This window comes from Gluconobacter potus (genome assembly GCF_015244705.1).
GTDB lineage: Bacteria > Pseudomonadota > Alphaproteobacteria > Acetobacterales > Acetobacteraceae > Gluconobacter > Gluconobacter potus.
This window is the reverse complement of record NZ_JABCQF010000002.1, coordinates 355,385-378,701: the sequence shown is the minus strand read 5'-3', so window position 1 is coordinate 378,701 and position 23,317 is coordinate 355,385. Positions and strand designations below refer to the sequence as shown.

Genomic DNA, 23,317 nt, shown 5'->3' with positions numbered 1-23,317 from the left:
TCTGAAACCATCGGTCTCAGATCATTCTCAGACCGATGATCGCCAGGAGGATGCCCAGAAACCATCTCTGCGCATCCTCTGGCAGACGTCCGGCCAGCAGCGTCCCGAGCAGGATGCCTGGAATGGACCCCATAAGCAGTTCCACCAGCACAACGGTATCAACCGCGCCCTGAAGCCAGTGTCCGCCACCCGCCAGAAGCGCCAGCGGAACAGCATGGGCGATATCCGTCGCCACGAGTTCCCGGGTGCTGACCCGTGGATAAAGCACCGTCAGCGCCGCCATTCCGATGGCCCCCGCCCCCACCGACGACAGCGTCACCAGCGTACCCAGCACGACACCCAGAAAAACCGTCAGTACATCAACGGTCTGCGGGCGCAGCGTTCCCGCACCGATGGACCATTTCTGGAGCCATGGCTTGAACAGGATGGCAGGAACCGTCAGCAGGAGCGCCACGCCCAACACTTCGGTAATCAGCTTCGAGACAAACGGACTCGGGCCGAAATGGCGCAGGAAAATCAGGCACAGGAGTCCTGCGGGAAGACTGCCGGCCATCTGAAGAAGAACGATTCTCCAGCGTACAACACCATGATGGCGATTCAGCGCCGTGCCGAAGATCTTGGTAATGGCGGCATAGAGAAGATCCGTCCCCACAGCCGACTGCGGTTTGACGCCAAAAAGCAGGATCAGCAGCGGTGTCATCAGGGAGCCGCCACCCACACCGGTCATTCCCACCAGAAAACCAACCAGCAGTCCTGAAAGCGTATAAAGCCATGAATGCGGCATGACAGTCCCTTATTCCACAGATAAGGGAACCATACCGATCGTGTTATGTTTGTCTACTTCTTATATAAACTATTATATTTAGTTATTTATATCCGTGTCAAAAAAAACAGGCATGCAGGTCTCCCCGCATGCCCGTTTCGTGAAAGCACCCTGGTCCCGTGGATCAGGACAGCGCTTCCGGCTCCGTCCGCTCACGCTTGGTCAGGAGTTTGTTCAGCGCATGGATATAGGCGCGGACGGCGGACACCACCGTATCGGCATCGGCCCCCTGCCCGTCCACGAGTTTGCCGTTTTCCTGCAGGCGCACCGTGGTGCGGGCCTGGGCATCCGTGCCTTCGGTAACATTGGCAACCGAAAACAGTGCGAGTTCGGCCGTATGCGGGAATGCTTCCCCAATGGCGCGGAAGGCCGCATCGACCGGTCCGTTGCCGCTGACGGCTGCATACTGGATGGCGCCATCGACGCTGATTTCGAGCTTGGCGTGGGACTTCTGCTTCGTGCCGGACGCCAGTTCCAGCGAAATCAGGTGGACCCGCTCGTGATCGCGGCTCTCGTCATCGACGAGCGCGCGGATATCGTCATCGAACACGACCTTCTTGCTGTCGGCCAGATCCTTGAAGCGCGCGAACGCGGCATTCAGGGCCTCGTCTTCCAGCGGCGGGTAACCAAGCTGCGCCAGTTTGTCGCGGAAGGCCGCACGACCGGAATGCTTGCCCATGACCAGCGAGGTCTTGTTCCAGCCCACGCTTTCCGGCGTCATGATCTCGTAGGTCGCAGCGTTCTTCAGAATACCATCCTGATGGATGCCGCTTTCATGCGCAAAGGCATTGCGACCGACGATGGCCTTGTTCGGCTGGACATCAAAGCCCGTGATCGTGGCCAGCATGCGGGACATACCCAGCAGCTTCGTCGTCTCGATGCCGGTCGTCTTGCCGTACTGGTCGTGACGGGTCCGCAGCGCCATGACGATTTCTTCAAGCGCCGCATTGCCTGCGCGCTCGCCGATGCCGTTGATGGTGCATTCGATCTGGCGTGCGCCACCTTCGACGGATGCCAGCGTGTTGGCAACACCGAGGCCCAGATCGTTGTGGTTATGTGCGGAGAAAATGACCTGATCCGCACCCGGCACGCGCTCGCGCAGCATGGTGAAGATGGCGCGCATTTCTTCCGGCGTGGCAAAGCCGACCGTATCGGGAATGTTGATCGTGTTGGCGCCATTACGGATCGCCACTTCCACGCAGCGGCACAGGAAGTCCGGATCAGTGCGGGAACCATCCTCGGCCGACCATTCGACGTCATCCGTGAACTGGCGTGCCTTCTGGTTGCCCGAGGCGATGATTTCCAGAACCGTCTCCGGCTCCATCCGCAACTTGTACTTCATGTGCAACGGCGAGGTGGAAATGAAGTTGTGGATGCGCGGACGCTCGGCCTTCTTCAGTGCCTCACCGCAGGATTCGATATCACGCTTGCCACCGCTGCGGGCCAGACCGCAGATCACCGAGCCACGGACATCTTCGGCAATGCGACGCACACTCTCGAAATCGCCTTCGGAAGCCACCGGGAAGCCAGCCTCAATCACGTCCACGCCCAGATTGCTCAGCGCATGGGCCATGCGGAGCTTCTCTTCGAGGTTCATCGAAAAGCCGGGGGACTGTTCGCCGTCGCGCAGCGTGGTGTCGAAAATGATGACGCGGTCGTCGGCGATCGTGCCGAAAGACGGATGCTGGAAGCTCATGATTGTGATCGTCTCGTCTGGTTCAGGATGGTTTTCGGTCTGTTATCCCCTGAACGCAACGGAGCGCTGTCCGCCTTGGAAAGGCGTTCAGGGGCCGATAAGTCGAAGCGAGAGGATCGAAAGAAACGTCATGGCTGCGTTAAATGACCGATTCTTTCCTCATGCGCAACCCGCATGACCATGAACTCTCCATTGCATGGTGGGCGGATCAGCCCGTCATGACACCGGCATGAGTAGCAAAATAGCGGTCTATGGCTGTTTTCATGGCGCTGGCGACCTGCGTGCGATGCACGGCCTGACGCAGTGCCGCTTCATCCAGCCGGTTGGACATGAATCCCATTTCCACCAGAACAGATGGAATTTCGGACGATTTCAGAACCACGAACGCTGCATGACGTGACGGATGAGTTAGTAGTCCGATCCTGTTCCGGAACGAATTGACGACACTTGCCGCCATATGCGCCGAACCACGCCGCGTTTCTTCGGAAACAAGACTGGCCAGGATCTGCTGCACGTCGGGCGACATGCCGTGAAAGGCTGGCCCGGCAAACCGGTCCGCACTGTTTTCACTCCGCGCAAGAGAGGCCGTCTGCGCATCCGAAGCGCCACTGGACAGTGTATAGACGCTTGCACCCCGCACATCCCTGTCATGCAGGGCGTCTGCGTGCATGGAAATGAAGAGATGCGCCTGATGCCGCTGGGCCAGTTCGACGCGTCCTTCCAGCGGGATGAAGCGGTCTTCGGAGCGTGTCATGGCGACACGGTACTGGCCCGATGCGAGGAGCTGACGGCTCAGTTCGGACGCGGCGGCTTCCGCAATATGCTTTTCGTAGGTGCCGGAAATCCCGATCGCACCGGGATCCTTCCCGCCATGGCCAGGATCCAGCATGACGAGCGGCTTCGGAGGTGCAGCACCGCGATGCACGGCGGGCGTGTGCAGTTTTCCATGGAGCGGATGACGCCCGAACGCCGTCATGGGCAGCAGCAACGGCAGCCCTGAAAGCCCCGTGAACAGACCACCGGCCAGTGTGCGTCGCGTGAGCATCCCTTGTTCCCCGGTACAGCGGTGAATGACGGAGAACCATACAGCATGAAACCCTGTCAGGAACATGGCACGATGGCGCTGGAAAATATCGCACGGACAAATGAAAAACGCCGCGCTTGCCACGGAAGGCGGTTTCGGCCATCCTGTGTGTCAGGGACCTGTAAAGCGCGGTCCGACCGGACACGGGCTCACGCCTTTCCCGTACCGCTCCCGCCTTTTCCTGTCCCCGCCACGACGTCCCGTCGTTTGACAGATGCGCGACTAGCCCTCCGCATCCTGTCCTGACCGGATCGAACTGGCGATCTTATGGATTCCGGTACAGGCCAGCCGCCCGTCCGGATCAGGTTTTTCATCCGGCTCCAGACTCTGGACCGGCCGTCTGTTCAGGGGACGAATGTCACTCAACGTGCTTGCAGCGAACGACCTCACCGGAACGGGACCCAACGTGTCCCGCCGCTGTGCGTTCGGACTGCGCCGTTCCCTCCACCCCACACAATCTGACGTTCCGCCCGGCCAAGGCAGCCATTGTGGAGCGTCGTGGAGTTCAGTTTTCCATGACCAAGCGTATGCTCATCGACACCACACACGCGGAAGAAACGCGTGTTGTGGTCATGGATGGTGACCGCGTCGAAGATTACGACGTCGAGACATCGACCAAGAAGCAGCTCAAGGGCAATATCTATCTTGCCAAGGTCATTCGCGTAGAGCCAAGCCTTCAGGCCGCTTTCGTCGAATATGGCGGCAATCGCCACGGCTTCCTCGCCTTCAGCGAAATCCACCCCGACTATTTCCAGATTCCTGTCGCAGACCGCGAGAAGCTCATCGCGCTCCAGGAAGAGGAAATTGCCGAGCGCGGTGAGTCCTCCGATGATGGCGATACCGAAACGGTTTCCGAAGACGGCACCGAGAGCGAAGACGGCGACAACCATGACCGCCGCGCGCCCGAAACCGTTGGTGGCGAGCACGACACGGGTGAGGAAAGCGCATCGTCGCGTCGCACGGCCCGTTTCCTGCGCAACTACAAGATCCAGGAAGTCATCCGCCGCCGTCAGGTGCTGCTGGTGCAGGTTGTCAAGGAAGAGCGTGGCAACAAGGGCGCTGCCCTGACCACCTACATCTCCCTGGCTGGCCGCTACTGTGTCCTGATGCCGAACGCCCTGCGTGGCGGTGGCGTTTCGCGCAAGATCACGTCCGATTCCGACCGTCGCCGCCTGCGCGACATCATCGCGGAACTGGACCTGCCGAAGTCCATGGCAATGATCGTCCGCACCGCCGGTGCCGGTCGCCCGGCGCAGGAAGTGACGCGCGACTGCGAATATCTGCTCCAGCTCTGGGACGACATCCGCTCACACGCCCTGTCCTCGGTCGCACCGACGCTGGTCTATGAGGAAGCAAGCCTTATCAAGCGCGTCATCCGCGACCTCTATTCCAAGGACATCGAAGACATCCTCGTGGATGGCGAAGCGGCCTGGAAGAGCGCGCGCGAGTTCATGCGCCTGCTGATGCCGAGCAATGCCAACAAGGTGAAGCTCTGGCAGAACCGCGGCCAGAGCCTGTTCGCACGCTACAATGTCGAAGGCCATCTGGACGCGATGTTCTCGCCGACGGCCCGTCTGCCGTCGGGTGGCTATCTGGTCATCAACCAGACCGAAGCCCTCGTTGCCATCGACGTGAACTCCGGCAAATCCACCTCGCAGCGCAATATCGAGGAAACGGCCCTGCGCACGAACCTCGAAGCCGCCGAGGAAGTCGCCCGTCAGCTGCGTCTGCGCGATCTGGCCGGTCTGGTCGTGATCGATTTCATCGACATGGAAAGCCGCCGCCACAATGCGCAGGTGGAAAAGCGCCTCAAGGAAGCCCTGCGCTCCGACCGTGCGCGCATCCAGGTCGGGCACATCTCCCATTTCGGTCTGCTGGAAATGTCCCGCCAGCGCCTGCGTCCGTCCATTGCGGAATCCGTCCTGACGCCCTGCCCCCACTGTCAGGGCACCGGCTTCATCCGTGGAACGGAAAGCTCGGCTCTGCATGTCCTGCGCGCCATCGACGAGGAAGGCGCCCGTCAGCGTTCGGCCGAAATCGAAGTGCATGTGGGCTCCGACATCGCGCTCTACATCCTCAACCACAAGCGCTCCTGGCTGGCGGACATTGAACGCCATCACCGCATGCAGGTAATTTTCCGTACGGAAGAAAACCTGGCGGCAGCTGACATGCGCATTGAGCGCCTGCAGGCCCAGATCCCCGCTCCTGCTCAGGTCCGTGCGCCGGAACGCGCTGTCGAGCGTGCTCCCGAGCATGTCCGTACGATCGAAATCATCGAGGAAGAAGCGCCTGTCGTCGTGCGGACGGAAACGCCGGTTGTCGACGCCGAGATTATCGAGGACGTAGCCACATCCGAGAGCGAAGAGGAAAGCAACGGCGGTCGCCGTCGCCGTCGTCGTCGCCGTCGTGGTGGCCGTCGTGAGCAGAACGAAGACATGCCGACAGCGGAAAACAGCCAGGAGCAGGATGCCCCCAAGGCTGAAACGCGCGAGATCGCTGCTCCCGAAGCCGCTGACGAAAACGGTATCATCCCGGGCCGTCGCCGCACCCGCTTCAAGCGCGTCGTCAAGGACACCGAAGGGTCTGAAGATACGGCTGCACAGCCCGTATCCGAGGCTCGTGACGTCGCCCCGGCGCGGTCGGCTGCGACCACCCGTTCGAACGCGCCTGCCCCGTCCCGTACCCCGCGTCGTCGTGAAGAGCGCGAGGAGCGTCCGGCACCGCGTCGCTATACGGGTCCGACGCCTGCCGATCCGTTCGGCGGCAGCTTTGACATCTTCGACGTGATCGAGCAGGCCGAATTTGAAGGGACAACCGAGGCCCTTCAGACCGGGATCAGCACGCCCACGGAAATCGTGATCGAGCATGTTCCGGCTGCTGAAACGACCATCGTCGTGGAAGAACCGCTGGCCGAGGAGGCCCCCAAGCCCCGCCGTGGTCGCGGACGTCGCCCGGCCCGCGCCAAGGCTGTGGAAACTGCTCCGGCCGAGACGGTCGCTGAAGCTCCGGCAGCAGAAGCCGCTCCGGCTCCGGAAGAGCCTGTGACCGAAGAGACGCCCAAGCCGCGTCGGACCCGGACCCGCCGGACACCAAAGGCTCAGCCCGTCGAGGCTGAAGCCCCGGCTGAGCCCACTGCCGAAGTCGCTGCGGCTCCCGCGGAGACTGTTTCCGAAGAAGCCGTCAAGCCGAAGCGCACCCGCGCCCGTCGCACAGCGAAGGCCAAGCCTGTCGAGGCTCCGACCACCGAGGAAGGAAATATCCTTCAGCCGGTGAACATTGATGAAGTCGCGCCGACGAAGCGTCGTGCCGGCTGGTGGAAGCGCTGATCCGTCAGCGCGTTCCGCGAACCATGAAAAAGGCCGGTCGGGATATCCCGACCGGCCTTTTTTCTTTTGTCCCGGATAACCCTGAAGTCTGCTTTAGCGGCAGACGCTCTGTGCGCCGGTTGCTGCGATATAGGTCCCGGTCAGCGGCTGGAAACAGGCATTGCGCGGGCAGGAACTCGTGCTCGCCACGCTCTGCGGGTAGATCGCCGCCCCCGCCTGCGCCTGTTCCTGAAGCGCCGTTCCACAGAGCGGCGTATTCAGCGGAGCCGACGGATCGTTAAACAGCTTCTTCTTGCCGTCTTCAGACGTCTCCTCGGCCAGACCCGGCGCAAAGTCCTGCGGCGGGATTTTGGCCTGCGTTGGGGGCGAGCCCGCAGGACGCGCTGGCGCCGTCGGCTGCTGGGCACAGGCTGCAAGCAGCGGCAGGGCAACGAGACTCAACCAGAACGAACGCATGCAGACTCCGGATCACAGATCGGGTGGATGAAAGATTTACAGCCCAAGATCGCCCTGCGGCGACAGGCTGTCCAGTCTTGCCCCACGATCACCGTCGGCGAAAGACAGAACGACGCGATCCGCAACAGGACGGGCCTCCGCACTCGTGACAGGCTGTCCGTTCACATCCTGCACGAGGACATAGCCGCGACTGAGAATGGCACGGGGAGAGACGGCCTCGAGATGGCTGCCCAGTCCCTGAAGCCGGGCCTGCTGAAGACGGATGGCGCTTCTGAGAATATCGGGCGACAGGCGCTGGCGTTCCGTTCGGAGCTGGAAGGTCTGGAGCGCGCGCTGCCAGGCCGTATCCAGTTCACCAGAAACCACACGCAGGGCGGCCCGGCGGCGCTCGATTAGCAGTTCCGGGCTAGGCAGATGAGTCGTGGGGGCCGTCAGGCGGGTACGGGCGCGGCTGACAAGAAGCTCGGGCGCAGGCAGACGCAAAGCCTGCAACCCCGCGCGACTGCGCCCGATCAGAAGTTCCGGCGATGGCAGGTGCATCCCCGGTGCATCCAGCCGGTTGCGCACCCGCATAACAAAGGACGGAAGCGCCAGATCGAGCCGCTGGCCCCGATCGTCCAGACGCATCCGGGCGGAATCCAGCAGACCCGGCAGATCGGGCAGACGGGCGGCGGCCTGATCCAGTCGCGCACGCGCCGTCTGGATAATACGGGTCAGTGCCCCGGTCAGACGCGCATTGCGATGCGCCATGTCCGCGACCATCTCCGAGCGCAGAGGCACGGCCATTTCAGCGGCAGCGGTCGGTGTGGGTGCCCGACGGTCCGAAACAAGGTCGATCAACGTCGTGTCGGTTTCATGGCCGACAGCGGAAATGATCGGCACTGGACAGTTTGCCACGGCACGCAGAACGCGCTCGTCATTGAAGGCCATCAAGTCTTCAAGCGAGCCACCGCCACGCGCGACGATCAGCACATCAGGCGTGCGCGGACGGCGGACGGACATGCCTTCAATGGCAGCGGCAATCTGCGCGGCCGCCCCCTCGCCCTGAACCGGTACCGGCCAGAGCAGCACGTCCCGCGGGAAGCGACGGCTGATTGTCGTGATGATGTCGTGCAGCACCGCTCCCGAGCGCGACGTGATGACGCCAACCAGAGACGGCAGGAACGGGATGGCTTTTTTGCGCTCGGGGTCGAACAGGCCCTCTTCAAGCAGCTTGCGACGCAGGCGCTCGATATTGGCGAGCAGAGCCCCCTCGCCCGCGAATTCCATACGGTCGATAACGAGCTGGTAGCTGGAGCGCTCGCCGTAGGCCGAGACGCGGCCGGTTGCGATCACCTCGTTGCCGTTCTCAGGCGCCATGCCAAGGCGCGAAACACTCCCGCGCCAGATCACCCCGGCGATCTTGCCGCCCTCATCCTTGAGCGACAGATAGACATGCCCGGAGGGATAGCGCTTAAGTTCCGTGACCTCACCGCGCACGCGCACACGGCCGAATCCACTCTCCAGCGTGCGTTTGATCGCCCCGGAAATCTCGGAAACCGAATATTGCGGAACATTCCCGCGGATCGATGCGCCATCACTCTCCATCATGGCGCCAGTCTATGCTACGCACGCCGTCAAACGAAGCCCACGATTGCATAATAAAGGATAAGCGGAATGCGCGTTTTGCTGGTCGGGTCCGGAGGGCGTGAACATGCCCTGGCTACATGTCTTGCGCGCTCACCGGGTCTGACCGCCCTTTATGCGGCACCGGGCAATCCGGGCATGGCGTCTGTCGCAACGCTCGTTCCGCTCAAGGCCGATGATGTCGCGGGGCTGGTGCATTTTGCGCAGGAGCAGAAGATCGACCTGATCGTGCCCGGCCCGGAAGCGCCGCTGGTGGCCGGTCTGGCGGATGCCTGCGCCGAAGCGGGCATTCCGTGCGCAGGTCCGACGAAGGCGGCGGCCCTGCTGGAAGGCAGCAAGGCGTTCACGAAGGATGTGGCGGACGCGGCTGGCATTCCGACGGCGCGCTGGGAGCGCTTTGAAGAGGAAGCTCCGGCCATTGAGTTCGTACGTCGTCGTGGCGCTCCGATCGTCATCAAGGCCGACGGCCTGGCTGGCGGCAAGGGCGTGGTTGTCGCCCAGAGCGTTGAAGAGGCCGAGAACGCCATCCGTCAGCTCGGCATGCCACTTGTGATCGAGGAATGTCTGGTGGGCGAGGAAGTCTCGCTCTTTGCTTTCTGCTCGGACGACAAGGCCGTGCTCATCGGTGCGGCCCGCGATCACAAGCGCCTCGGTGACGGCGATACCGGCCCAAATACCGGCGGCATGGGCGCGATTTCCCCTCCCCCCGCTTTCGATCGAGTCATGCAGGAAAAGGCGCTCGATAGCATGGTCCGCCCGATGCTGGCCGAGATGGTCCGACGCGGCACGCCGTTCCGTGGCGTGATCTTCGCCGGGTTGATGCTGACCAGCGAAGGACCGAAGCTGATCGAATACAATGTCCGCTTTGGTGATCCAGAAGCGCAGGCGCTGCTGATCCGTCTGAAATCGGACCTGCTGCCGATCCTCGCTGCACTGGCACAGGACAGTCTCGAACACGCAGCAGCAGAATTTTCCGACGAGCACTCGATCTCGCTGGTGCTGGCAGCGAACGGCTATCCGGACGCCCCGAAAAAGGGGGGCCGGATCAGCGGGATCGAACGCGCCGAGGCCGTTCCGGGCGTCTCGGTCTTCCATGCGGGTACGAGACTGGTCGATGGCGTTCTGGTCGCAAATGGCGGGCGCGTCCTGACGGTCTGTGCAAAAGCTGCAACGCCTGAAGAGGCCCGGAAACTGGCCTATGAAGGCGCGTCTGCAATTCAGTGGGACGACAAGATCTTCCGCAGCGATATCGGGTTGTAACAGAATAAAATTTGGCTAGATGACAGTAATTATCGCAGAAATCCGTGACGGCGTGCCTATTCTCATCGGAGACATGGCCGTCTTCCATTTTGGCACCCCGGTTGACGATGGCATCGTCATGCCGCTCAGCAAGTCCATACCGAAAATCCAATCGGCCCAACAAAAGATCATGCGACTCAACAATGTCTTCGCAATCGGTGGGGCAGGAGATGCGGCAACTATCCAGAAGTTCTGTTATCAACTGCGGGAGAAAGCTGAAACTATTCGAAGATTGGAAGATCTGCGAAATTTTTTAGCTGACCGTCCTGTTGATTTCACAACCAATACAGACATCGCAGGTGTTTTTTCGGGCTCAGCAGACTATCCGGCAACAGCCTTCAAGATCGACCTCCGTCAAGGACTTTCTCTCAACGAGCGTTTCCAAACCGGAAAATCCTTCGTGTTGGGAGAAAAGGGCGCTCAAGCTGTCGTTGCCCGAAAGATGCGCCTTTGTGACAATCAGCTTCATCTTGATCCCGGCAATACAACCGAGACTGAAAACAGCCTGATAACCATCATGAATCATCTCATGCTGGATGAAAGAGGCACGCAGGCACCCCTCAATAACAATTATGGCCTCGCCTATAAATGTCTGTGGCATGACGGAAACGATTTTCGACCTATTCCCGGATGCTTCTCGATTTTTGGAGATCTCGCTCTTCAGCTATCGTCCAACGATGCCTCTGGTAAAATCCATTTGAATTATAATTGGCTTCCCGGGAGCCGTTCTTTCTTTTTCTATACCGATACGGGTCAAACCGTAGACATTACCGTTTTAGGTGAAGACCATCTGGGGCAGAAATGGGAAGTTCCTCCGTTGCTGGAGACGTCCATCCCTTTGGAGGAAGTCACATATTCCAAGGCGGATATCACCAGACCCATTGCTCCCCAGGTTTCGGGAACGGCACCCAAAAGCATCCTATTATGTGTAGATGTACATATTCACAAAGCAGGACAAACATCTACCAAAGTCGTACCTGTAGTATATTTCTGGTCTCTCATGAAATACGATGTGCCCGACATGAATAACTTCAATTATGATCCATACCTTGTTCCGGATGAGGCTATACAGAACCTAATTACCACCGCTATAAGCAAATATTTTCCATGCCACGATAATATATCAGGTTAATTTGCCATTTTTCGTCATTGCACCCACACATGTGAAAACAGCATATGGTTCAGGAGTGTCGAGTAATAGTTCCCCAGCCGTCTGGAGACGAAATCGACGGTACGCATCTGGATCATGGGGGCGCCGGGCATCTGCTGCATGATGGCGTGTCCGGCCTCCTGCCAGATCGGGGCGGCTTTTGTGGGGTCTGTCTGGGAGCGGGCCTGATCGAACAGGGCCTGGACGCGCTGGTCGCAGAAGCCCGTATAGTTCGGTGAAACGGCCGAGTTTGGATGGTAATTGTCGCAGCCGAACAGGTCGTCGAGAAAGGTTGAGGCGGACGGATAATCCGCGAACCAGTAGGACAGCGCGATCTGGACGTGATTGGCGGTGTTCTGCTCGTAGGATTCCGCAAGCCCGGCCGTGATCGGGCGAAGCTGGGCGTTCAGCCCGGCGGATTGCAGGGCATTGCGCAGATAGGTACCCATCCCGAGTTCCATGGCCCGGTTGGGAACGACCAGCGTGACGGACGCACCATCCGCCCCGGCTTCATGGATCAGACGGCGCGCACCCTCCAGATCCTGCGGGCAGTCCAGCCCCAGATCGGCGCCCGGAATCCCATGCGGCACCATCTGGCATAAAGGCTCGGAAATCGCGCTGCCACCGAACAGGATTGTCATCGCATGGCGGTTGACGGCCATGCTGACCGCCCGGCGCACGCGGACATCCGTGAACGGCTTTTCATGCGTGTTCATCGCCAGATAATACAGGCCCAGAAGCGGCTCGATATGAACCTGGGACGTGTAATTCGCGCCCAGCTCTCCCAGCCGGTCGGCAGGCTTGGCATCCAGCATCCAGTCGTACCGCCCCTGTTCGACCGCTGTGACCTGCGCCTCGTCCGACAGCCCGAAATCATATTCGATGCGATCCACGAAACCGTCCGTCTGGGCCTGGGGGTTCCAGACGTGGAAGTACGGGTTGCGCTCCAGAACCATGCCGTGTCCCGGGTCGTACTGCGTGATGCGATACGGCCCGGTCCCAGGGACCGTTGTGCCGCCCATATCATGAACCGGGGTTGAGGCCGGCAGAATTACAGCGTGCGGGAATGCGAGTTTGTAGAGGAACTCGCCGTCCGACTTCGTCAGATGAAAGACGATCTCGCCGGTTTCCGGATGCCCCTCAACACCAGGCAGCGTGCAGCGATCGGGCGTTTCCAGACATTCCGCAGCGCCTGCGATGCCGCCATAGAACGAGGCTGCGGTTGGGCTGCCCGCACGATAGATCCGACGGAACGACGCTACCACGTCTTCGACACGCACGGGCGCACCATCGGAAAAATGCAGCCCCGGGCGCAGATGCAGGCGCCATGTCAGACCATCCGGACTGATCTGCGGCATGGCATCAGCAAGGTCCGGTACGACCTCCAGTCCCGCCGTTCCCCGCGCCAGCCGAAAGGTCAGCAGCGGGTCGTACATGTTGACGAACACCTGCATGTACTGGGTGCCGTAATTGATCTGCGGATCCAGCGTCCCGCCGGGGCCATCTGCCGTCAGATGCAGCGTGCCGCCACGATGGGGACAGCCGAGCGTGATGCCGTTCCAGTCAGGCGGGATCTGCTCTCCGGCAAGTGCCTGAGAAGCGCCAAGCCCCAGAAACAGCCCCGCCGCGAGAAGCGCAGCCCCCCGCTTCATTCAGCGCTTCGCCAGTTCACGCAGACGCGCGATCAGAGCATCTGCGTTGCCATCAGCCGGAATGGTGCCGGCATAACGGGCATTCGGGTCCATGATGACGATCTGCGGCGCGGGAACGAAATGGTCCCCTTCCTTCTGAAGCGGCGCATGATATTCGGCCGTCATGGCCTTGATCATGTTCGGCGTGGCCGTGAACGGCATGACATGCGGTGCGACAGGCAGGACATATTCCTTGAGCGGGTCAGCCTCGTCGAACGGATTGAGCGAGACAGCCAGCGGCGAGACGCGGATCCCCTCGGCCCGGAGTGTGACCAGCGCCTGTTCCATGCTCTTCAGCACGGGCTTGCACTTGTCCTCGGGGCAGTTGGCATCGAAGAACCAGACCAGCATCCAGGTGTTGTGGAAATCGCCTTCGGTGACGGTGCTCTCGCCCAGCGAGTCCAGCCGGAAGCTGCCGCCGACCTCATTGCCATTGGACTGGACCAGAAGGCCCGGACCACCATTGGACGCAAGATGGAAGCCGACATATCCCAGAACGGCCGCCACAGCGAGAACGCTCCAGATGATGCGATTGCCGACCCGCTTGCGGCGTTCGTGATTGGTCTGCATGACCTTCCTGTCTTTAATGTGCGTCAGCCCAGCTTGGGCCGATACCGGTTTCTACTTCAAGGGCCACGTCGAGTTTGGCGGCCCCTTCCATTTCCGTGCGAACGAAATCCGCCAGCGCCTTTGCATCCTGCTCCTCGACTTCGAAGAGCAGTTCATCGTGCACCTGAAGAACCATTTTCGCCTTCAGACCCGTCGCCGGCAGACGCCGCGCCAGATGGACCATGGCGCGCTTGATGATGTCCGCAGCGCCTCCCTGAAGCGGCGCGTTGATGGCCTGACGCTCGGCATAGGCGCGGCGGGCACCGTTCTTCTCGGTGATGCCCGGCACATAGCAGCGGCGCCCGAACGGCGTCGTGACATAGCCATGCTTTTTCGCCTCTTCCTTGGTCCGCTCCATATAGGCGCGGATGCCGGGATAGCGGGCGAAATAGGCGTCGATATAGGAGCGCGCCTCGCCCGGCGAAATCTGGAGCTGCTGCGCCAGACCGAAAGCCGAAATGCCGTAAATGATGCCGAAATTGATGGCCTTGGCCCGGCGACGGGTCAGCGGGTCCATGCCTTCAAGGGGAATGCCGAACACTTCGGATGCCGTGCGGGCATGAATGTCCTGCCCCAGACGGAACGCCTCAAGCAGCGGTTCAATCTTTGCGACATGGGCCAGAAGGCGCAGTTCGATCTGGCTGTAATCCGCGGACAGCAGAACGCACCCGGGAGCGGCGACGAACGCCTTGCGGATGCGCGCACCTTCTTCGGTGCGGATGGGAATGTTCTGAAGGTTCGGCTCGTTCGAAGACAGCCGCCCCGTCGTGGTGATGGCCATCTGAAAGGACGTGTGAACCCGCTGCGTGTCCTGATCCATCTGCTGGACCAGCGCATCGGCATAGGTGGATTTCAGCTTGGCAAGCTGACGCCAGGCCAGGATTTTCTGCGGCAGTTCATGCCCCTGCTCGGCCAGGGATTCCAGCACCCCGGAATCCGTGCCCCAGCTTCCGCTCTTCGTCCGCTTGCCGCCGGGCAGACCCATTTCATCGAACAGGATTTCGCCAAGCTGCTTGGGGGAGCCGACATTGAAGCTCCGCCCGACCTGCTCGTGGATTTCCTGCTCGATCGTCGCCATACGCTCAGCAAAATCAACGGACATGCGGCGCAGTTCGGTAGCGTCCACCTTGATGCCGACATCTTCCATATCCGTCAGGATCTGGATCAGCGGACGCTCGATTTCCTCATACAGCGCCAGCGCCTGACGGGTCCGCAACTGCGGACGCAGCACCTGCCACAGACGCAACGTCACGTCAGCATCCTCGGCGGCATAGGCGGTCGCGGCTTCGATTGCCACCTGCGCGAACGGAATACGCTTGCGCCCCGTTCCCGTCACGGAATCATAGGTAACAGGCGTGTGGCCCAGGTGCAGTTCCGACAGCTCATCCATGCCCTGCCCGTGCTCACCGGCGGACTGGGCGTAGGAAATCAGCATCGTGTCGTCGATGGGCGTGATCTCGGGAACACCCGCGCCGCGAAAGACGGTCAGATCGTATTTCGCGTTCTGGAAAACCTTCAGGACGGATGGATCCCGAAGCAGCGGGACCAGACGTTCCAGTGCCTCGCTCCGATCCAGCTGCCGAACGAAAGCTTCCCCGGTCGAATCTTCTTCCAGAAGATCGCGTATGGTTTCGTGCAGGAACGGCACATAACAGGCCTTCCCCGGCGCAACCGACAGCGACAGCCCGACCATATTGGCCTGCCGCGCATTGAGACTGTCCGTCTCGGTATCGACGGCCACCACGCCCGCGGCCCGCGCGTCCGCAATCCAGCGGTCCAGCGCGTCCATGTCCGTCACGGTCTCGTACGGACCATAAGGCGCATCGGGGATCGTGACGGCCGCAACCTCATCCCGTGCAGCCGCCTTGTCCTCGGGCCGGACAATCTGGCGTGTGAACGGGCGCGGCTTTGCGGCCAGACCCAGCCCCATCCGCTGGATGGTGGAATGGAATCCCATTTCTTCCAGCCAGTCCCGCAGGGTCTCTCGAACAGGCTCGCGGCAGCCGAGCTCACTGATCGGCTGAGGCATCGGCGCGTTATCGTCCAGCAACACCAGTCTGCGCGACATGCGCGCGGCATCGGCATGCTCGATCAGATTGTCACGCCGCTTGGACGCCTTCATGCCCGGCGCGGCGGCGAGGATCTGCTCCAGCGTGCCGTACTCGTTTACGAGCTGCGCCGCACCTTTCGGACCAATGCCGGGCACACCGGGAACATTGTCAGTCGAATCCCCCATCAGAGCCTGTACGTCCACGACCTGATCGGGACGGACACCGAACTTGGCCTCGACCTCGGCCTCGCGGATCGGCTTCTGCTTCATCGGGTCCATCAGCTCAACGCCGGGACGCACGAGCTGCATCAGATCCTTGTCGGACGAAATGATGGTGCAGCAGCCACCCGCTTCCACGGCCGCTTTTGCATAGGCTGCGAGAAGGTCATCCGCTTCCCATCCGGCAAGCTCGATCGACGGCACGTTGAAAGCCGCCGTGGCATCGCGGATCAGACCGAACTGCGGGCGCAGGTCTTCCGGAGCTTCCGGCCGGTGCGCCTTGTACTGTGGATAGATCTCGTTGCGGAACGTCGTGCGGCCGGCATCGAAGATCACGGCCAGATGCGTTCCCACATGGTCCCGCAGCAGACGCGCCAGCATATTCGTAAAGCCATAGACCGCATTGACCGGCACACCCTGGGGGCTGCTCATCGGCGGCAGGGCATGGAACGCGCGGAAGATGAAACCGGACCCGTCGATCAGTACCAGATGAGGCTTTTCCAGATCGGCTTTTCCCAGATCAGGTTTTTCTGGCGGCACGAATGTCTCCCTTCTCGCCCCGAAGGAGCGGACGTTCTAAAATCATCCGTGATGATAGGCTCATTCCCTTCCGTTTCAAACCGCCTCGGACGTCTTTCCTTCGGACTGCTCTGCCTGATGACCCCGCTGGCGCTACAAGGCTGCACGGCACCCCATATTCCGGACCTGCATCCGACAGCACAGGAAACGGCCCTCATCCCCCCGACACTCACACTCGACATGTCGGATGGCGCCCATATTCCCCTGCGACTGTATCCGGCCCTCACACCCAGCCCCCGCGGCATCATTCTGGCCCTGCATGGTTACGGCGACAGCCGGGATGCCTGGGAGTTCGCCGCACCGGCTTTCACGTCCCAGGGCTTTACGCTCGCCGCGCCGGACATCCGGGGCTTTGGCGGAACTGCGGACCGGGGTGGATGGAGCAGCACGGCCAGACTGGTGCAGGACGCCCGCGAACAGGTGCTCTGGCTACACACCCGCTATCCCGGCACACCCATTCACGTCATGGGAGAAAGCATGGGGGGCGCCATAGCCCTGCTTCTGGCCGCGACAGACACGCCCCATATCAGCAGTACAATCCTGCTTGCCCCTGCGGCGCTCGATATCGGTCAGCCCTGGGAGAGCATTCTGGGTGGTCTTGATCTCCTGACCCCGCACTGGAAGCTCGACGGATCGGCCGTTCCCGGTCACCGGGTTGCAAGCGACAACCTCAAGGCCCTGCGGCGGATGTATTTCGATCCCCTCACCCTGCACAATTCGACGCTCCACCCGCTCTATGGCCTGACCCTGCTGATGCAGGCCGCCTACAAGGCCGCCCCCCGGGCCCGGATCCCGCTGCTCATTATTTTTGGTGGCCGTGACCAGTTCGTCCTCCCACCCTTCACGGCGCGCCTGCTCCGCAAACTGCCCCCCGACACGCGGATCGACGAACTGCCCGGCGCCCATCATCTTCTCAGCCGGGACCACCGGGGCGCAGCACAGGATGCCGTCTCGTGGCTGGCAGACCCCGACCGCTTCCTGCCATCAGGCGGCGATATCGCCGCTGCCGCATGGCAGGCCACCGCCCAGACACAGACTTTTCCATGACCTTCTGCCAAGCGTATGTCCGGACGACAGAACTTTCAAAAAAGAGGGCTGGCAATCTGTCGCCGAAGCAGTTATCTGAGGGCGCATGGACCTGTAGCTCAGCTGGATAGAGCGTTGCCCTCCGAAGGCAAAGGTCACGCGTTCGAATCGCGTCAGGTCCACCACTCCCCAAAACCAGATACACTCTGCCTGATCAGCGTGGCTGTCCCGACCGAGATCAATCTCAGGCCGAGACTTCCTTTTCCTGTTTCAGACTATGCTCATGGTCCGGACATCGATCATCCCGAAATCCGTAATCTTGAGATGAGGAATCACGGGTAGCGGCAGGAAGGCCAGTTGCAGAAACGGCTCTTCCAGAACAACGCCCATCGTCTTCGCCGCCTTGCGCAGGATGATGAGCTCATCGCGGACCTGCTCGTAAGGCGCATCGCTCATCAGGCCGGCGACCGGAAGACGCAGGTCCGCCAGAACCTGTCCATTGCGGACCGCCACGAAGCCACCACCGGTTTTTTCCAGATGGTTCACCGCACAGGCCATGTCGGAGTCACTGGTTCCGACAACGCAGATATTGTGGCTGTCATGGCCGACGGACGACGCCAGCGCGCCTTCTTTCAGGCCAAAACCCCGCACGAAACCGCGCCCGATATTGTCGTTATGCCCATGCCGCGCCACGACGCAGACCTTGGCGACATCCTGTTCCAGATCCGGCAGAACGTGGCCATGGTCTTCAGGCAGATCGAGCCGCAGGAAATCCGTAATGATCTGGCCCGGAATGACCCCCATGACAGGGCGGTCTTTCCCGCTGCCCTCAACCACCATGTCCTGCGCGATGACCGGACGCGGCAGTTTCACGCTCTCCAGCCCGACAGGCGATACGATCTCGCGGCCTGCGAACAGCGCATCATTCACCAGACGACCGGCGGAAATGACGTCCGACACCTGACAGCGCTCAAGATCATCGAGCAGGACGATATCGGCCCGTTTCCCCGGCGCGATCTGTCCACGATCCTTCAGGCCAAAAGCTGTGGCCGCAGACAGGGATGCGGCACGATACGCAGCCAGCGGCTCCACGCCCAGTTCGATGGCCCGGCGGATCAGGAAATCCAAGTGGCCCTCATGGGCGATTTCAAGCGGATTGCGGTCATCAGTGCAGAACGCGAAGAACGGCGAAGTCGCGACGTTCAGCAGCGGCACCAGCGCTTCAAGATCCTTGCAGACCGATCCTTCCCGGATCAGGACCGTCATGCCCTTGCGGACTTTTTCCAGCGCTTCATCAGCAGCCGTGGCTTCGTGGTCGGTTGAAATACCAGCCGCCAGATAGCCGTTCAGGGCCTTGCCGCGCATGAGCGGTGCGTGACCGTCGATATGCCCGTCCGCAAAGGCCGCCAGCTTGTCCACACAGCCCGGATCGCCGTTCAGAACGCCTGGGATGTTCATGAATTCGGCCAGACCGATCACTTTCTGATGGTCCCGATAGGCCAGCAGATCATCCACGTTCAGAACCGCGCCCGATGTCTCCATGGACGTCGCCGGCACGCAGCTCGACAGGTTGACGCGCAGATCCATGATGGTCCGCTCGGCGGCAGCCAGAAAATAATCGAACGCCGCACGCCCCAGCACATTGGCCATTTCATGCGGATCGCAGATGGCCGTCGTCACACCATGCGGCAGCACACAGCGATCGAACTCGAAGGGTGTGACGAGCGAAGATTCAACGTGCAGATGGGTGTCGATGAAGCCCGGTACGGCGATCCGGCCCGCACCATCGATCATCCGGACGCCTTCGTATTCACCGTAAGTCCCGACGATCCGATCGCCGCAGATGGCGATATCGGTCGGGATAAGATCGCCCGTGACCAGATCGAACAGCCGGACATTGCGGATGACCAGATCGGCGGGTTCGTGGCCCTGACCCTGGGCCACGCGACGCATGATGGTTTTCTGCATGCCTGAAATCCTCCGTACGTCAGCAGTGCATGCTTATACCGCACGAAGGGTGAGCAACTCAAAGCGGCATGTTGTCGATCAGCCGGACCTCCCCGGCCCGCACGGCCAGAAGCGCCAGAGCGTTATCGGAACAAGGCTGTTCGCGGCGGAACGTGTCTGCGTTCACAACCGTCGCATAGTCGATATCCGGAAGTCCGGCTTCGGTCAGGACCGCGCGCATGGCATTTTCCAAAACGTCCACATCCCGCTCGCCATTACGGAACAGCCGCGTGGCTTCCTGCAAAGCCCGAAACAGGGCCGGAGCTTTCTGACGGTTTTCGGCTGTCAGGCGCACATTACGGCTGGAACGCGCAAGCCCATCCGCTTCACGCGCAATATCGCAGACCACGATTTCAACCGGAATATCCAGATCCGCCACGAAGCGGCGCACAACCGCGCATTGCTGGGCATCTTTCTGCCCGAAATAAGCCCGCTGCGGCTGGACGATGTTGAACAGTTTGGTGACCACCGTCGCCACACCGGAGAAATGTCCGGGACGGGACTGGCCTTCGAGTTCTTCTGCTACACCGCCGACTTCAATCCGGGTGACAGAACCCGGTGGATAGAGCATATCGGGCGTTGGCAGAAACGCCAGATCGGCCCCGGCCTCTTTCAGAAGCGCCAGATCTCGCTCGGGATCGCGCGGATAGGACGCATAGTCCTCATTCGGGCCGAACTGTGTGGGATTAACGAAAATACTGACCGCCACCGCGCCGTTTTCCGCCTTAGCCCGCCGGACCAGTCCGAGATGGCCTTCATGCAGAAACCCCATGGTCGGAACGAAACCGAGGGTCGGATAGGCCGTCCGCGCAGCGCGGAACGCGCCGATTGTCTCAAAAACCTGCATGTCATGTTCCTTTCCCGCCAGAACTGCGGGCGCGGAGCCTGACAAACCCTGCTCCACATGGCAATCAGGCGCTTATGAATGCTGCGCCCCCTCCCCCATCCATCGCCATTATAGGAGCCGGTCCCGCCGGACTGTTCGCGGCAGAAATCCTGTCCGCGCGGGGATGTAAGGTGCAGGTTTTCGACCGGATGCCAAGCGTGGGACGCAAGCTGCTCATGGCAGGACGCAGCGGCCTGAACCTGACCCATTCGGAGCCGCTGGACTGTTTTCTGAGCCGCTATGGCAAAGCACAGGACTGGCTCGAACCCGCCATCCGCGCGTTTTCGCCATCCGCTTTAACAGAATGGGCCGAGGGACTTGGACAGGCCTGCTTTTCCGGCTCCTCAGGGCGTGTCTTCCCTACGGCCATGAAAGCCTCTCCCCTGTTGCGCGCCTGGCTCCGCCGACTGGCCGAACAGGGCGTCCAGATCCACACCCGGCATCGTTTTGTCGGCTGGGACGGCGCAACTTTGCGCTTCGACACGGCGGACGGTCAGACATCCGTCAGAGCCGATGCGACCGTTCTCACAATGGGGGGCGCAAGCTGGTCCCGGCTGGGATCGGACGGCCGCTGGGCGGATTTCATGACGGATGAGACAGCGCCTTTCGCCCCCGCGAATTGTGGTTTCCTGCCCGACTGGGCCGCAGATTTTGCGGCAAGGCACGAAGGCAGCGTGCTTCATTCCGTTGGCTTGACCTTCGGCACGCGGCAGACCCGTGGCGACCTGACCCTCACATCGCGCGGGCTGGAAGGCTCGGCACTCTACGCGCTTTCAGCAGATCTGCGGGAAAGCATCCTGAATGAAGGACGCGCAGTCCTTACGCTCGACCTCCGCCCCACGCTTTCAGTCGATGACGTCCTGAAACGCCTGTTGGCCCAGCGGGAACGCGAGAGCCAGAGCAACCGGCTTCGCAAGGCCCTGTCGCTGGATGCCCCCTCCCGTGACCTTCTGAAATCCGCCACCCCGAAAGACGTCACGCCTCTTCAGCTTGCCCAGACAATCAAGGCCCTTCCCCTGCCACTGATCGGTATGGACGCGCTTGATCGCGCCATCTCCACAGCCGGCGGCATACGGCAGGATGCCGTGGACGAGCGGTTCATGCTGAAATCCCGCCCCGGGGTTTTCGTGGCAGGTGAAATGCTGGACTGGGAGGCACCGACGGGCGGTTATCTGCTTCAGGGCTGTTTTTCCACGGCCTATGCCGCAGCAAATGGCGTCCTTGGGTGGCTAGAATCGTCCAATTCCGCTATCGCCTGACGCCATGACATCCATCATTCTCGGACAGGGCCGCGACGGCTCCGACACCTGCATTGATCTGCCGGAACTCCTGGCCACGCGCCTGCTGGTCCAGGGCAATTCCGGCTCGGGAAAATCGCATCTTCTGCGACGCCTGCTGGAGCAGACGGCCACCCTTGTCCAGCAGGTCATGATCGATCCGGAAGGCGATTTCGTCACCCTGGCCGACCATTACGGCCATCTGGTGATCGACGTTGAAGACCAGTCCGAAGCCAGCCTGCGCGCGGCGGGCGAACGCGTGCGCGCCCATCGCGCGTCCGTGGTGCTGAACCTTGAGCAGGTCGAAGCCGAAATGCAGCTTCGGGCAGCCGGCGCGTTCCTTAACGGCATGTTCGAGGCCCCCCGCGCGCACTGGTATCCCGTTCTCGTCGTGGTCGATGAAGCCCAGCTTTTCGCGCCTGTGGCGGGCGGTGATACATCCGACGAAGCCCGCCGTCTGTCGCTCGGGGCCATGACAAACCTCATGTGCCGCGGCCGAAAGCGCGGTCTGGCCGGGGTCATCGCAACGCAGCGTCTGGCCAAGCTGGCCAAGAACGTCGCAGCCGAAGCGTCCAACTTCCTGATGGGCCGGACCTTCCTTGATATCGACATGGCGCGTGCGGCCGATCTTCTGGGCATGGAGCGCCGGGCGGCGGAGTCCTTCCGGGATCTGGCGCGCGGTCAGTTCATGGCGCTCGGGCCGGCCCTGAGCCGCCGTCCGAAGCTGGTGACCATCGGCCCTGTGACGACCGCGAGCCACGCCACGGGGCCGGTTCTTCTGCCGCTTGAGCCTGTCTCAGCCGAAGACCTGCGGGACATCATTCTCGAGCCGGTCCACGAGTTTACACCCCGTCCCCGCCGGGAGTCCCGTCCGCCCCCGCCAGACCTTCTGGCACAGCTCGATGCCTATGGCGCTGAACGCGAAGCTGAAGAACCCGCTCCGGCAGCCGTCGTCGTCGAAGCCGATCCCGACCAGCTCTGGTCACTGGTGGCCGAAGTCGTGGCCGGTGAAGGCTCGGACTACAAGCCGCTGGCTACTCTGTATCAGGACTTCCAGCTCCGGGCGAGGATTCAGGGCCTGTCGCGCAATGTGCTGGAGCTGGGACCGTTCCACCGGATGCTGGCCACCATCCGCGCCGGACTGGACCGGGCGCGCGCTGACAGCGAGGACTGGAAGCAGGCCCAGGCCATTGCCGCGACGCTGCCCGAAGATGTGCAGGGCGTCTTCCTGCTCCTCGCCCGCACCGCACTCGACGGCGAAACCTGCCCAGGCGACGAGGCTCTGGCTCGCGCCTATGGAACACACTCGCTTGGCCGCGCCCGGCGGCAGCTGAACTATCTGGAAGAGCGCGAGGTTATCGTCCTTCAGGAGACGCCGCTGGGCCGTCGCGTCGCCATCGTCGGGCTGGGATGGCAGACGGTCTGACGGCTGTCACAGTTCTGCAACGGTACGTTCACAGGAGCTTCACACGCAGTTCTTTCAGGAAAGATTAGGGTCCGCCGCGTTCGATCT

At 61.5% G+C, this 23,317-nt stretch carries 16 protein-coding genes and 1 tRNA gene; 7 read left to right on the top strand and 10 right to left on the bottom strand.

Annotated elements, in window-relative coordinates; all coding sequences use genetic code 11:
- Window positions 1-16 precede the first annotated feature (16 nt).
- The 3 genes from HKD31_RS05830 to HKD31_RS05820 form a co-directional block, all read right to left on the bottom strand.
- Window positions 17-784 carry a sulfite exporter TauE/SafE family protein gene (locus HKD31_RS05830; protein ID WP_081108443.1) on the bottom strand — a complete coding sequence of 256 codons (768 nt, stop codon included), beginning with the start codon at window positions 782-784 and terminating at the stop codon, window positions 17-19.
- 163 nt (window positions 785-947) lie between these two features.
- Entirely contained in the window at window positions 948-2,519 is a 1,572-nt protein-coding gene (locus HKD31_RS05825; RefSeq protein WP_194264201.1) for a 2-isopropylmalate synthase, read from the bottom strand.
- A gap of 208 nt (window positions 2,520-2,727) precedes the next feature.
- The gene (locus tag HKD31_RS05820; RefSeq protein WP_194264202.1) at window positions 2,728-3,564 is read right to left on the bottom strand and encodes an N-acetylmuramoyl-L-alanine amidase family protein; all 837 of its coding nucleotides are present in this window, start codon (window positions 3,562-3,564) and stop codon (window positions 2,728-2,730) included.
- Window positions 3,565-4,118: 554 nt separating this feature from the next.
- Between HKD31_RS05820 and HKD31_RS05815 the strand changes: the two genes are divergently transcribed.
- Window positions 4,119-6,929, top strand: a complete 2,811-nt coding sequence (locus tag HKD31_RS05815) for an Rne/Rng family ribonuclease (RefSeq protein WP_194264203.1) — start codon at window positions 4,119-4,121, stop codon at window positions 6,927-6,929.
- 93 nt (window positions 6,930-7,022) lie between these two features.
- Here HKD31_RS05815 and HKD31_RS05810 read toward each other — a convergent pair whose 3' ends face one another.
- Both HKD31_RS05810 and xseA read right to left on the bottom strand, forming a co-directional pair.
- Window positions 7,023-7,385, bottom strand: coding sequence for a hypothetical protein (locus tag HKD31_RS05810; protein WP_062495776.1), 363 nt, complete (start codon window positions 7,383-7,385; stop codon window positions 7,023-7,025).
- 36 nt (window positions 7,386-7,421) lie between these two features.
- Window positions 7,422-8,975 carry an exodeoxyribonuclease VII large subunit gene (gene xseA, locus HKD31_RS05805; RefSeq protein ID WP_194264204.1) on the bottom strand — a complete coding sequence of 518 codons (1,554 nt, stop codon included), beginning with the start codon at window positions 8,973-8,975 and terminating at the stop codon, window positions 7,422-7,424.
- 66 nt (window positions 8,976-9,041) lie between these two features.
- Here xseA and purD point away from each other — a divergent pair, with 66 nt between their 5' ends.
- Window positions 9,042-10,271 carry a phosphoribosylamine--glycine ligase gene (purD, locus tag HKD31_RS05800; protein ID WP_194264205.1) on the top strand — a complete coding sequence of 410 codons (1,230 nt, stop codon included), beginning with the start codon at window positions 9,042-9,044 and terminating at the stop codon, window positions 10,269-10,271.
- A gap of 19 nt (window positions 10,272-10,290) precedes the next feature.
- On the top strand, window positions 10,291-11,442 hold the full coding sequence (locus HKD31_RS05795; protein ID WP_194264206.1) for a hypothetical protein: 1,152 nt from the start codon (window positions 10,291-10,293) through the stop codon (window positions 11,440-11,442).
- Window positions 11,443-11,456: 14 nt separating this feature from the next.
- On the opposite strand, the gene HKD31_RS05790 is transcribed toward HKD31_RS05795, so the two are convergent.
- Genes HKD31_RS05790 through polA form a run of 3 tightly spaced genes read right to left on the bottom strand, consistent with a single transcriptional unit; the run spans window position 11,457 to window position 16,569 of the window.
- A complete protein-coding gene (locus tag HKD31_RS05790; RefSeq protein WP_194264207.1) occupies window positions 11,457-13,112 on the bottom strand; it encodes an ABC transporter substrate-binding protein in 1,656 nt (551 codons plus the stop codon).
- The gene (locus HKD31_RS05785; protein ID WP_062495766.1) at window positions 13,113-13,721 is read right to left on the bottom strand and encodes an SCO family protein; all 609 of its coding nucleotides are present in this window, start codon (window positions 13,719-13,721) and stop codon (window positions 13,113-13,115) included.
- A 13-nt stretch (window positions 13,722-13,734) separates the two neighbouring features.
- Window positions 13,735-16,569: a DNA polymerase I gene (polA, locus tag HKD31_RS05780; protein WP_338085540.1), complete on the bottom strand. Its 2,835-nt coding sequence runs from the start codon at window positions 16,567-16,569 to the stop codon at window positions 13,735-13,737.
- Between the two features lie 117 nt (window positions 16,570-16,686).
- Here polA and HKD31_RS05775 point away from each other — a divergent pair, with 117 nt between their 5' ends.
- Both HKD31_RS05775 and HKD31_RS05770 read left to right on the top strand, forming a co-directional pair.
- Window positions 16,687-17,655 carry an alpha/beta hydrolase gene (locus tag HKD31_RS05775; protein WP_228120251.1) on the top strand — a complete coding sequence of 323 codons (969 nt, stop codon included), beginning with the start codon at window positions 16,687-16,689 and terminating at the stop codon, window positions 17,653-17,655.
- Window positions 17,656-17,742: 87 nt separating this feature from the next.
- Window positions 17,743-17,819, top strand: a tRNA-Arg gene (locus HKD31_RS05770).
- A gap of 85 nt (window positions 17,820-17,904) precedes the next feature.
- On the opposite strand, the gene ade is transcribed toward HKD31_RS05770, so the two are convergent.
- Complete coding sequence (gene ade / locus HKD31_RS05765; RefSeq protein ID WP_194264208.1) at window positions 17,905-19,602, bottom strand: adenine deaminase; 1,698 nt, start codon at window positions 19,600-19,602, stop codon at window positions 17,905-17,907.
- A 58-nt stretch (window positions 19,603-19,660) separates the two neighbouring features.
- Window positions 19,661-20,488: a pantoate--beta-alanine ligase gene (panC, locus tag HKD31_RS05760; protein WP_194264209.1), complete on the bottom strand. Its 828-nt coding sequence runs from the start codon at window positions 20,486-20,488 to the stop codon at window positions 19,661-19,663.
- 74 nt (window positions 20,489-20,562) lie between these two features.
- Between panC and HKD31_RS05755 the strand changes: the two genes are divergently transcribed.
- A complete protein-coding gene (locus HKD31_RS05755) occupies window positions 20,563-21,786 on the top strand; it encodes a TIGR03862 family flavoprotein (RefSeq protein WP_194264210.1) in 1,224 nt (407 codons plus the stop codon).
- Window positions 21,787-21,790: 4 nt separating this feature from the next.
- Window positions 21,791-23,230 (top strand): helicase HerA domain-containing protein, encoded by a 1,440-nt coding sequence (locus HKD31_RS05750; RefSeq protein ID WP_194264211.1) that lies wholly within the window; start codon window positions 21,791-21,793, stop codon window positions 23,228-23,230.
- The last annotated feature ends 87 nt before the right edge of the window (window positions 23,231-23,317 follow it).

What these genes read in the sequence shown, in the direction of transcription:
- HKD31_RS05815 (WP_194264203.1), top strand. Translation starts at nt 4,119, where the DNA reads ATGACCAAGCGTATGCTCATCGACACCACACACGCGGAAGAAACGCGT.
- HKD31_RS05775 (WP_228120251.1), top strand. Translation starts at nt 16,687, where the DNA reads ATGACCCCGCTGGCGCTACAAGGCTGCACGGCACCCCATATTCCGGAC.
- HKD31_RS05790 (WP_194264207.1), bottom strand. Translation starts at nt 13,112, where the DNA reads ATGAAGCGGGGGGCTGCGCTTCTCGCGGCGGGGCTGTTTCTGGGGCTT.
- HKD31_RS05750 (WP_194264211.1), top strand. Translation starts at nt 21,791, where the DNA reads ATGACATCCATCATTCTCGGACAGGGCCGCGACGGCTCCGACACCTGC.
- purD (WP_194264205.1), top strand. Translation starts at nt 9,042, where the DNA reads ATGCGCGTTTTGCTGGTCGGGTCCGGAGGGCGTGAACATGCCCTGGCT.
- HKD31_RS05755 (WP_194264210.1), top strand. Translation starts at nt 20,563, where the DNA reads ATGAATGCTGCGCCCCCTCCCCCATCCATCGCCATTATAGGAGCCGGT.
- HKD31_RS05820 (WP_194264202.1), bottom strand. Translation starts at nt 3,564, where the DNA reads ATGCTCACGCGACGCACACTGGCCGGTGGTCTGTTCACGGGGCTTTCA.
- panC (WP_194264209.1), bottom strand. Translation starts at nt 20,488, where the DNA reads ATGCAGGTTTTTGAGACAATCGGCGCGTTCCGCGCTGCGCGGACGGCC.
- HKD31_RS05785 (WP_062495766.1), bottom strand. Translation starts at nt 13,721, where the DNA reads ATGCAGACCAATCACGAACGCCGCAAGCGGGTCGGCAATCGCATCATC.
- HKD31_RS05810 (WP_062495776.1), bottom strand. Translation starts at nt 7,385, where the DNA reads ATGCGTTCGTTCTGGTTGAGTCTCGTTGCCCTGCCGCTGCTTGCAGCC.
- HKD31_RS05825 (WP_194264201.1), bottom strand. Translation starts at nt 2,519, where the DNA reads ATGAGCTTCCAGCATCCGTCTTTCGGCACGATCGCCGACGACCGCGTC.
- xseA (WP_194264204.1), bottom strand. Translation starts at nt 8,975, where the DNA reads ATGATGGAGAGTGATGGCGCATCGATCCGCGGGAATGTTCCGCAATAT.
- ade (WP_194264208.1), bottom strand. Translation starts at nt 19,602, where the DNA reads ATGCAGAAAACCATCATGCGTCGCGTGGCCCAGGGTCAGGGCCACGAA.
- HKD31_RS05795 (WP_194264206.1), top strand. Translation starts at nt 10,291, where the DNA reads ATGACAGTAATTATCGCAGAAATCCGTGACGGCGTGCCTATTCTCATC.
- HKD31_RS05830 (WP_081108443.1), bottom strand. Translation starts at nt 784, where the DNA reads ATGCCGCATTCATGGCTTTATACGCTTTCAGGACTGCTGGTTGGTTTT.